This is a genomic window from Deinococcus sp., assembly GCF_030523985.1.
In the GTDB taxonomy this organism is placed as follows: domain Bacteria; phylum Deinococcota; class Deinococci; order Deinococcales; family Deinococcaceae; genus Deinococcus.
Genome location: NZ_JAUNHK010000092.1, coordinates 1 through 10,418, shown reverse-complemented (window position 1 = coordinate 10,418; position 10,418 = coordinate 1). Strand labels below are relative to the sequence as shown.

The following is a 10,418-nucleotide window of genomic DNA, read 5'->3' as shown; positions in this document are numbered from 1 at the left end:
AGCTGGGTTTCGCGGGTCAGGTGCCAGCGGCTCAGCTCGGAGCCGAGTTCGCGCACGATGGCCTCGGCGTAGGGCAGGGCGGCGCGGCGGCTCTGCATGTTGCGCTGCACCACGGCGGTCAGGTCGTCGAGGTTGTACAGGTACGCTCCGGCGACCTCGCTGATGGCCGGGTCGAGGATGCGCGGCACGCTGATGTCGATCAGGAACATGCCCCGCCCCGGACGCGCCGCGAGGGCGTTTCTGACCCCCTGCGGCCCGACCACATAGTGCGGCGCGGCGCTGGAGGCGATAACCACGTCGGCTTCAAGCAGCGCGGCTTCCAGGGCTTCGGCGGGACAGGCGCGGCCCCCCAGTTTGTCGGCCAGCACCTGCGCCCGCTCCGCCGTGCGGTTGACCACGATCACGTCCTGCACCCCCGCCGCCCGCAGGTGGGTCAGGGTCAGTTCGGCGGTTTCGCCTGCGCCCAGAATCAGGGCGGTGCGCCGCGACAGGTCACCCAGCGCGGCCCCGGCCAGTTCCACGGCGGCGCTCGACACGCTCACGACCTTGTCGCTCAGGCCCGTTTCATGGCGCACACGCTTGCCTGCGGCCAGGGCGCCCTGGGCAATCTTGTTGAGCAGGGTGCCGCTCAGGCCGCGTTCACGCGCACTCTGCCAGGCCCGCTTGACCTGGCCCTGAATCTGGGTTTCCCCGATGACCATGCTGTCGAGTCCGGCGGTCACGCGGTAGAGGTGGCGCACCGCCTCGTCGCCCCGGTACACGTACAGGTGGCCCAGCAAGTCCTCGCCCCAGAGGTCTTGAAAGGCGTCTTGCGGGTCGCCCTGCATTCCGGCCAGATAGACCTCGGTGCGGTTGCAGGTCGCCAGCAGCATCACCTCGCGGGCATAGAGCGAGAGGTGGTCGAGGAGCACGTCCTCCTGCCCGGCGCGGACGGCGGCCCGTTCACGCACTTCCACGGGCGCGGTCTGGTGGTTGAGGCCGACCACCACGAAGTCGAGCGGTGTGGGCTGAGCCATGGGCCGCACCGCGAGCAACTGGTGGGCGGTGGGGCAGGTCAGCGTCATGGTACCCAGCATAGTCAGCTCCGGCGGGGCGGGCGTCCCGTACCGAACGGTAAGGAAGCTGTCTCAGACGCCTTTCTTTGCGGGTGGGGCGTGACCTGTTTTCCTCGAGCCGCCCAACGTCGTACCCTGAAGCCCGATGAGCGCTCCCTCCGCCCTGCAAGACGCTTACGGCTCGAACGTTCCTCAGGGGCGCGAGGTGGCCCGCGGGCGCCACGCCAACCTCTACCTGTGCGCGGACTCTTCTTTGCCGCCTCAACTGCTCAAGGTGTACCTCTCGCCCCCCACCTCGACCCAGGCCAGAAAGGTGGAGGGAATGGTCAGCCAGACCGCGCCTCCACGCATTCCCAGCCGGGTGCTGTGGCCCACGGCGCCGCTGTATGGCAGCAACCGCCAGTTGGCCGGGCTGGTCACGCCGCTGCCCCCCGAAGGGCTGAGTCATGTGGCGGGGCTGCGGGCGTTGCTGGTGCCCGAACTGCGCCGTCAGCAATTCCCCCAGGCCGACTGGCGCTTCCGGGTGCAGGTGGGCGAGCGGCTGGCCCAGGCTTTTGGCGACCTGCACGCCTGCGGGCACCTAATGGGTGACGTGCGCCCCGAACACGTGCTCGTGACCGACGCGGGCGAGGTCTGGCTGGTCGGCAGCGACGACTACCAATTGCAACTCGGTGAGCAGGTCATGACGCCCCTGCCCAGCAGCGCCGAGTACACCCCCGCCGAGGCCCAGCGCCAGGGAACCGACACCCTCGTGCCGCGCTTGCATCAGCCCGGTGAGGATTTCTTCGGATTGGCGGTGCTGCTGTTCGAGCTGCTGCTGGAGCGTCACCCCTACGCGGGCGTGCAGGTGCGCGGCCCGGCTCCTGGCCCGGTGGCGGCCATTGCGGCGGGGCAATTCGTGGACGCGGCCTCGCCTCCTCCCGGCCTGCGGGCGGTTCCGGGCAGCCTGCCGTTCGCGGCCCTCTCGCCGGAGGTGCAGGCGCTGTTCGAGCGGGCGTTCGTGGCGGGGCACGCCGACCCCCAGGCCCGGCCTTCGCCTCAGGAATGGGCCAGCGCCCTGCGTGAAATGGCCGCCGCCTTGCACCCCTGCGAGCAGCAGCCCCAGCATCTGCGGGTGCGCGGGCAGCCCTGCCCCGAGTGCGTGGCCGCCCAGCAGCGCCCCACCGAGTTCGACGACGACGACACCAGCGTGGCCGACCGGGTCGAGAAACTCTGGAGCGACATCATGCGCGTGGCCTCGCCGCCTCCATCGCCCACCATCGCACCCGTCACCGAAGCGCCCCCCCTGCCCTCTCTGAAACTGGGGTTGCCCAGCCGTCCCAAGGGCATGGGCCACGCCCAGCTGGAGCGGCTCATCGCCTGGGTGCTGCGGGCACTGGTGCTGGCGGTGCTGATGCTGGCGGTCTGGCTGGTGCAGCGGTCTTTTCTGGCGCTGCTGGTCGTGCCGGGCATCATCCTGTTCGCGCTGACGCTGGGCCGCAGCTTCGTGGTGGACTGGGACGGGCTGATCGACCGCTACGAAGCCTGGGAAAAGGGTCTGGTGCGTCAGCTCATTCCGACGGGGGGGCAGCATCAGGTCTACCGTCAAGCGGTGCTGGCCCGGCGTGAGGAAGTCAAAAACGAGCTGTCGGCGCTGCTGGCCCGGCGCGAGGAACTGCGCGAACGCTACCAGCGCGAAAATGCCGGGGCCACGTTCCTGCGCTCCCACATGGAACTGGAACAGCGCCGCAACCGCCTGCGCGACCTGGGACGCGGGGGGGGCCTGCGGGCGCTCTACACCCGCTGGTATGAGCGCTCCGAACGTGAATTTCTGGCGCTCCAGGCGCTGCGGTCGGGCGGCGTGCCCGGCGTGGGGCCGCGTGAACTGTCGTTGGCGGTGGCGCGGGGCATCCGCAACGCAGGCGAAATCGAGCCGGACCGCCTCGGAACGTTGCCGGCACCCTTCGCCCGCGAACTGATGGCGTGGCGGCAGGGTCTTCAGGACTTTTTCCAGTTCGACCCGGCGCAGATTCCACGCGGCGAAATCAACGAGTTGCAGCGGCACGGCGAGCAGCAGGCGCGGGCCGAACTTCAGGAATTCGAGGAGGCGGTGCGGGCCTTCAGCAAAACCCGCTGGGACCGCAACGAAGCCGAAATTTCCCGTGAACTGGGCATCGTGCAGCGGCAAATCGAGCAGCACCGCCGGGCGCTCAAGAAACTCAAGAAGATCGAGGTCTGACGCCGACCTTGATTCAGGGACGGGCAAGACGCCCCGCGCCGCCGGCTGCTCTAGACTGACCCCATGTCTCTCAGCGAGCTGGCTGGAAAACCTGCCCCACAGTCCCTCCTGACCAATATTCCCCGTCTGGTCGCGCACTATTACGAGACCCGTCCCGACCCTGACCAGGTGGCGCAACAGGTGTCGTTCGGCACCAGCGGTCACCGGGGCACGTCTCTGAACGGCACCTTCAACGAGGTTCACATCCTGGCCGTGACCCAGGCGGTGGCCGAGTACCGTGCGGCGGCAGGCATCACCGGGCCGCTGTTCATGGGGCTGGACACCCACGCGCTGTCTGAAGCGGCCTGGATGTCCGCGCTGCGGGTGCTGGTCGCCAACGGGGTAGAGGTGCGGGTGCAGCCGGGCTTGTTCACGCCCACGCCGCTGGTCAGCCACGCCATCCTGGAGCACAACCGCGCCGGGCAGGGGGGACAGGCCGACGGCATCGTCATCACGCCCAGCCACAACCCCCCGCAAGATGGCGGTTTCAAGTACAACCCACCCTCGGGCGGTCCCGCCGACACCGACGTGACGGGCAAAATTCAGGCCCGCGCCAACGAACTGCTGCGGGGCAGGTTGCACGGCGTCAAGCTGATGATGTTTCCCGACGCCCTCGAAGGCGTCAAGCCCTTCGACTTCATCACGCCCTATGTCGAGCAACTGCCCGAAGTCGTTGACCTGGACGCCATCCGCGAGTCGGGCGTGCGTATCGGGGTAGACCCGCTGGGCGGTTCCAGCCTGCCGGTCTGGGAAGCGATAGCGGCGCGATACGACCTCAACCTGACCATCGTCAACCGCGATATCGACCCGCGCTTTGCCTTCATGAGCGTGGACAAGGACGGCAAAATCCGCATGGACTGCTCCAGTCCCTACGCGATGGCGGGGCTGCTGAGCCTCAAAAACGACTTCGATGTCGCCATCGGCAACGACCCCGACGCGGATCGCCACGGCATCGTCACCCGCAGCGGCCTGATGAACCCCAACCACTACCTCGCCGTCATGATCGACTATCTGTTCCGCAACCGTTCCGGCTGGCGGGCCGACGCGGGCGTGGGCAAGACGCTGGTCAGCAGCGCCCTGATTGACCGGGTCGCCGCCGGAACCGAGCGCCGACTGGTCGAGGTTCCGGTGGGCTTCAAATACTTCGTGCCGGGGCTGCTCTCCGGCGACCTGGGCTTCGGCGGTGAGGAGTCGGCGGGGGCCAGTTTCCTGCGGCTGGACGGACGCCCCTGGAGCACCGACAAGGACGGCATCATCCCCGGTCTGCTCGCCGCCGAGATGACCGCCAAGACAGGTCTGACCCCTTCCGAGCGCCTCGAAGTCATCACCGACCGCTACGGACACACCGCCTACAGCCGTCAGGACGCCCCCGCTACCGCCGAGCAGAAGAAGATTCTGGCGAACCTGTCGCCGGAAGATGTCAAGGCGACCATGCTGGCGGGCGACCCCATCACCGCGCGTCTGACCCGAGCTCCGGGCAACGGCGAACCGATCGGCGGCCTCAAGGTCACCACCGAGCACGCCTGGTTCGCCGCCCGGCCCAGCGGCACCGAGGATGTCTACAAGATTTATGCCGAGAGTTTCCGGGGCGAAGACCACCTGCGCCAGGTCTTCGAGGAAGCGCGGGACGTGGTTTCCGCCGCCCTGGGCGAGTGACCCGTCCCTCCGTGGCCGACTCGCCTCAGCCGACGCCCGCATTGCTGGCGCAGGAACTCCGGGCCATTGCCCTGAGCGGGTTGGCTTACGCCCAGAACCCTTACGACGTTGACCGCTTCCGGCGGGTACTGACGCTGAGCAGCGAACTGGCTGGGGTCGGGCTTCCCGTGACCGGGCCTGAGGTTCGGCGGGCCTATCTGGAACATCTGGCGCACGTCACACCGCTGCTGGCGGCTGAGGCGGTGGTGCTGCGCGGCGGGCAGGTGCTGCTGATGCGGCGCGGGGACACCGGGTTATGGGGGCTGCCCGGTGGACTGGCTGAAGTGGGGGAGACCCCCGCCGGGACTGCCGAGCGCGAACTGTTCGAGGAAACGGGATTGCGGGGCCGGGCCGTGCGGCTGCTGGGCGTCCTCGACAGCCGCTTTGCGCCCAACCTGCACGGCTTGCATCTGGTGGCCCCGGTCTTTCTGGTGGGAGCGGAAGGTGAACCCCACCCCACTGCAGAAGCCTCCGAGGTCGGCTTTTTCGACTGGGACGCCCTGCCGCCACTCCATCCGGGGCACGAGCGTTCGCTGGCCTGGGTGCGTGAGGCGCTGAAAACGGGCCAGCCCTTCTTCGACCCGGAGCCGGAGCGGGTGCTGCACGCTCAGGCGGAGGCAAGGCAGGTGGCCCCCTCACGCCACTGGAAGGTCATGCTGGCCCGCACGGTGGCCCGCCTGGGTGGGCTTTTTCTGCTGAGAGCCGCACCGCAATCCAGCAACAGGCCGGGCTAGAGCGCAGGCGACCTCCGGCCCCTTGCGCCGTGAGTTTGCTGTCCCGTATCATGGCAAGGTTGGAAAGCCGCCCCTGGGAATGGGTTGCATCAGGTGGCGCTTCTCGGCATAGACCGCTCAGAGGTGTCTTGGCTTTGTCCTGGCCCTTCTTCAGCGGTGACCACCTCACGGGTGTGGGCCACGCCCGGCCTGGACCCCGTCCGTCAACCCGGCGCTGTTTTCTCGCCGTCACAGAGATGAAGAGATAAACAGCCTTTGCCTGGCGCACGCGCCAAATCAACCAAACAGGAGTGATGTTTTGCCTACCACCCAGCAGCTTCTGCGTAAGGGCCGCAAGGTTCTCCAGAAAAAGAGCAAGGTTCCGGCCCTGAAGGGCAGCCCCTTCCGCCGTGGCGTTTGCACCGTCGTGAAGACCACCACCCCCAAGAAGCCCAACTCGGCGCTCCGTAAGATTGCCCGTGTTCGCCTCTCCAGCGGCTTCGAAGTCACCGCCTACATCCCCGGCGAAGGCCACAACCTGCAGGAGCACAGCGTCGTGCTGATTCGCGGCGGCCGTGTGAAGGACCTCCCCGGTGTGCGCTACCACATCGTGCGCGGCAGCCTCGACACCCAGGGCGTCAAGGACCGCAACAAGAGCCGCAGCAAGTACGGCACCAAGAAGCCCAAAGCGGCTCCCGCCAAGAAGTAAGGTCACAGCCCAGGCCCCATCTCTCAGGCTGTGAAGATCAGCGAGGGGTGAGGCCCATGAAGCAGGCTGTCTGAAACCGCATGCCGCGCCCGGTGTGGGCGTCGAGAATCAAGGAGCAAGAACATGGCACGTCGCCGCAGAGCAGAAGTGCGCCCCGTTCAGCCCGACCTGGTGTACCAGGACGTGCTGGTCAGCGCGATGATCAACCGCATCATGCGTGATGGCAAGAAGAACCTCGCCAGCCGCATTTTCTACGGAGCCTGCCGTCTGGTGCAGGAGCGCACCGGCCAGGAGCCGCTCAAGGTCTTCAAGCAGGCTTACGACAACGTCAAGCCCCGCGTCGAAGTTCGTAGCCGCCGCGTCGGTGGTTCGACCTACCAGGTGCCCGTGGAACCCACCGAGCGCCGCAAGCAGAGCCTGACCCTGCGCTGGATGATCAGCGCCGTCGAGAGCCGTCCCGAGCGCACCGCCATTGAGCGTCTGGCGGGCGAAATCATGGACGCCGCCCAGGGCCGTGGCGGCGCCATCAAGAAAAAAGACGACGTGGAGCGCATGGCCGAAGCCAACCGCGCCTACGCGCACTACCGCTGGTAAAGTCTTCGTTTCCGCCTGTCGGAAACGTGACAGTGCGGACGGTGGGAACCTCCTACCGTCCGCTTTACTGAAAAGCGAAATATCCATCACGGTCACCTGACGGTGCCGCCGTACAACAGGGAGTCTTATGACTATTACCAAGTCCCAGCAGTACCTCACCCACTTCCGCAACATCGGGATTGCCGCGCACATCGACGCCGGTAAGACCACCACCACCGAGCGCATCCTGTTCTTCACCGGTAAGAACCGCAACATCGGCGAAGTGCACGACGGCGCGGCCACGATGGACTGGATGGAGCAGGAGCGCGAGCGCGGCATCACCATCACCGCCGCCGCCACCACCGCCAACTGGAAGCACAGCACCACGGGCGAGGACTACACCATCAACATCATCGACACCCCCGGTCACGTGGATTTCACCATCGAAGTGGAGCGCTCTATGCGTGTGCTCGACGGTGCGGTCGCCGTGTTCGACTCCAGCCAGGGCGTCGAGCCTCAGAGTGAGACCGTGTGGCGTCAGGCCGACCGTTATGGCGTGCCCCGCATCGCGTTCTCCAACAAGATGGACAAGACCGGCGCGAGCTTCGACCTCGTGGTGAACGACATCCGCGAGCGCCTCGGTGCGATTCCTGCTCCCATCCAGTACCCCATGGGCGCTGAAAACGAGTTCAAGGGCGTCATCGACATCGTGCGGATGCAGGCCCACACCTACACCAACGACCTCGGCACCGACATTCAAGTCGGCGAAGTGCCTGCCGAGTACATGGACAAGGTGCAGGAAATGCGCCAGCAGCTCATCGAGGCTGCCGCCGAAGTGGACGAAGCCCTGATGGAGAAGTACCTCGAAGGCGAAGAACCCTCCGTCGAGGAGCTGGTCGCCGCTGTGCGTAAGGGCACCATCGAGAAGAAAATCTTCCCCGTGCTCTGCGGCAGCTCGCTGAAGAACAAGGGCGTGCAGCTCCTGCTCGACGCCGTGGTTGACTACCTGCCCAGCCCCCTCGAAGTCCCCGCCATCAAGGGCACCCACGAGGACGGCGAAACCGTCACCGAGTTCCCCGCCGACCCCGAAGGCAAGCTGGCCGCTCTGGCGTTCAAGATCATGGCCGACCCCTACGTGGGCCGCCTGACCTTCGTTCGCATCTACTCGGGCACCCTGACCAGCGGCAGCTACGTCTACAACGCCAGCAAGGAAAAGCGCGAGCGCGTGGGCCGTCTGCTGAAGATGCACGCCAACAGCCGCGAAGAAGTGACTGAGCTGAAGGCAGGCGAACTGGGCGCGGTCATCGGCCTGAAGGACGCAGGCACCGGCAACACCCTGATTGGCGACGGCGATGACCGCGTGCTGCTGGAAAGCATTGACATCCCCGAACCCGTTATCAAGCTCGCCATCGAGCCCAAGACCAAAGCCGACCAGGAAAAGATGGGCATCGGCCTGAGCAAGCTCGCGGAAGAAGACCCCACCTTCAAGGTCGAAACCGACCAGGAAAGCGGTCAGACCACCATCGCGGGCATGGGCGAACTTCACCTGGAAATTCTGGTGGACCGCCTCAAGCGCGAGTACAAGGTGGAAGCCAACGTGGGCGCGCCCCAGGTGGCTTACCGCGAAACCATCACCAAGCCCACCGAAGTGGACTCCAAGTTCGCCCGTCAGTCGGGTGGTCGTGGTCAGTACGGTCACGTCAAGCTGCGCGTCGAGCCCTTGGAACCCGGTGCGGGCTTCATCTTCGAGAACGCCGTGGTCGGCGGTACCGTGCCCAAGGAATACATCGGGCCAGCCCAGAAGGGTATCGAAGAAGCCATGCAGAGCGGCCCCATGCTGGGCTTCCCCGTCGTGGACATCAAGGTCGTCATTTACGATGGCTCGTACCACGAAGTGGACTCCTCGGAAATGGCGTTCAAGATCGCCGGTAGCATGGGCCTGAAGGAAGCCGTCCAGAAGGGCAGCCCCGCCATCCTGGAACCCGTCATGCGCGTCGAAGTCACGACCCCCGAAGAGTACATGGGCGACGTGATCGGTGACCTGAACAGCCGCCGTGGTCAGATTCAGGGCATGGAAGCCCGTGGCAACGCGCAGATCGTGAAGGCCTTCGTGCCCCTCTCGGAAATGTTCGGTTACGCCACCGACATGCGCTCCAAGACCCAGGGCCGCGCCAGCTACTCCATGTTCTTCGACCACTACACCCAGGTGCCCACGAACCTGGCGCAGCAGTTGATGAAGAAGTAATTCTTCGGCTAGGCTCGCTGAAAAGAAAGTCCGTCCTCCGGGGCGGGCTTTTCTTTGGCTCTATGGGCTGAGGAGGGCCAGAGTGACTGCTACCCTACAGAGGATGAGTGCTTCTCCTTCTCCAACACCACGTCCGCTCCCGCGTCGTCTGGCGTTCCTGACCCTGCCGCTTATGATTGCTCTGGTCTACAATGGCCTGTCATTGCTGACGATTCCTTTCTCGGGGCCCATGCTCAATGACCTTCTGGTGGATTACGGCAAGATGACCAACCAAAGCGTTGGGCCGCTCTCGCCCGAGCAGATTCAGATGACGCTCTGGATTTCCTTTTTCCTGACGGCGGCGCTGGTGCTGTGGCTGTACTTCACCCGGCAAGCCGTGCTGGAAGGGAAAGCGTCGGGCCGCACTTCCAGCATTGTCATTGCCGTCTTGAGTCTGTTGCTGTTCCCCTTCGGCACAATTCTGGGTATAGCGATGCTGTTTGGGGCTTTTGACCGGGAGGTCGCAGAGTACCTCAGGCGGTGATGGGGCTACAGAGGGGTGACCTGTGCTTGGGGCAGGTCGCCCCTTTTTGCTTCTTGAGGAGTCAGCAGATTGTCCTCTTGCCCTAATCCCACTTTTCGTGTAAGCTGATGAATCGGTGCGCTGTATCCCACTTCGTGGAAGCAGTGCAACGTGCCAGACAATAGGCGGGACACCGCCCTGGCGAGAATCAACCCAATGTGGGTCACACCACCAGAACCCTGTGGTATGCGCGGGGGAAGCCCGAACAAAGGGTCGTTTTTGTGTGCTGTGTGAATCCACCGCTTGGAGGGAGTAAGACAATGGCAAAAGGAACGTTCGAACGCACCAAGCCCCACGTGAACATCGGCACCATCGGTCACGTCGACCACGGCAAGACCACCCTGACCGCCGCCATCACCTTCACGGCGGCTTCGGCTGACCCCAGCATCGAAACCCTGGCCTACGACCAGATCGACAAGGCCCCCGAAGAAAAGGCCCGCGGTATCACCATCAACACCGCCCACGTCGAGTACCAGACCGAAACCCGTCACTACTCGCACGTCGACTGCCCCGGTCACGCCGACTACGTCAAGAACATGATCACCGGTGCGGCCCAGATGGACGGCGCCATCCTCGTCGTCAGCTCCGCTGACGGCCCCATGCCCCAGA

Annotated in this window: 9 protein-coding genes; 8 read left to right on the top strand and 1 reads right to left on the bottom strand. The window is 65.5% G+C overall.

Features of this window, described 5'->3' with window-relative positions; translation table 11 throughout:
- Positions 1-1,064 (bottom strand): glutamyl-tRNA reductase (gene hemA, locus Q4C89_RS11890; protein WP_303102830.1); only part of this gene is annotated, 1,064 nt, incomplete at its 3' end.
- Positions 1,065-1,200: 136 nt separating this feature from the next.
- Between hemA and Q4C89_RS11885 the strand changes: the two genes are divergently transcribed.
- The 8 genes from Q4C89_RS11885 to Q4C89_RS11850 all read left to right on the top strand — a co-directional run.
- Positions 1,201-3,273 (top strand): helix-hairpin-helix domain-containing protein, encoded by a 2,073-nt coding sequence (locus Q4C89_RS11885; protein WP_303102829.1) that lies wholly within the window; start codon positions 1,201-1,203, stop codon positions 3,271-3,273.
- 63 nt (positions 3,274-3,336) lie between these two features.
- The gene (gene pgm, locus Q4C89_RS11880; protein ID WP_303102828.1) at positions 3,337-4,968 is read left to right on the top strand and encodes a phosphoglucomutase (alpha-D-glucose-1,6-bisphosphate-dependent); all 1,632 of its coding nucleotides are present in this window, start codon (positions 3,337-3,339) and stop codon (positions 4,966-4,968) included.
- Positions 4,965-5,741 (top strand): NUDIX hydrolase N-terminal domain-containing protein, encoded by a 777-nt coding sequence (locus Q4C89_RS11875; protein WP_303102827.1) that lies wholly within the window; start codon positions 4,965-4,967, stop codon positions 5,739-5,741. Before pgm ends, Q4C89_RS11875 begins: the two co-directional genes overlap by 4 nt.
- Positions 5,742-6,039: 298 nt before the next feature.
- A complete protein-coding gene (rpsL, locus tag Q4C89_RS11870) occupies positions 6,040-6,429 on the top strand; it encodes a 30S ribosomal protein S12 (protein WP_303102826.1) in 390 nt (129 codons plus the stop codon).
- A 123-nt stretch (positions 6,430-6,552) separates the two neighbouring features.
- Positions 6,553-7,023, top strand: a complete 471-nt coding sequence (gene rpsG, locus Q4C89_RS11865; protein WP_303102825.1) for a 30S ribosomal protein S7 — start codon at positions 6,553-6,555, stop codon at positions 7,021-7,023.
- A 127-nt stretch (positions 7,024-7,150) separates the two neighbouring features.
- A complete protein-coding gene (fusA, locus tag Q4C89_RS11860; protein WP_303102824.1) occupies positions 7,151-9,247 on the top strand; it encodes an elongation factor G in 2,097 nt (698 codons plus the stop codon).
- A 103-nt stretch (positions 9,248-9,350) separates the two neighbouring features.
- The gene (locus tag Q4C89_RS11855) at positions 9,351-9,770 is read left to right on the top strand and encodes a hypothetical protein (protein ID WP_303102823.1); all 420 of its coding nucleotides are present in this window, start codon (positions 9,351-9,353) and stop codon (positions 9,768-9,770) included.
- Positions 9,771-10,069: 299 nt separating this feature from the next.
- Positions 10,070-10,418: GTP-binding protein (locus Q4C89_RS11850; protein WP_303102822.1), on the top strand; the 349-nt coding region annotated here is incomplete at its 3' end.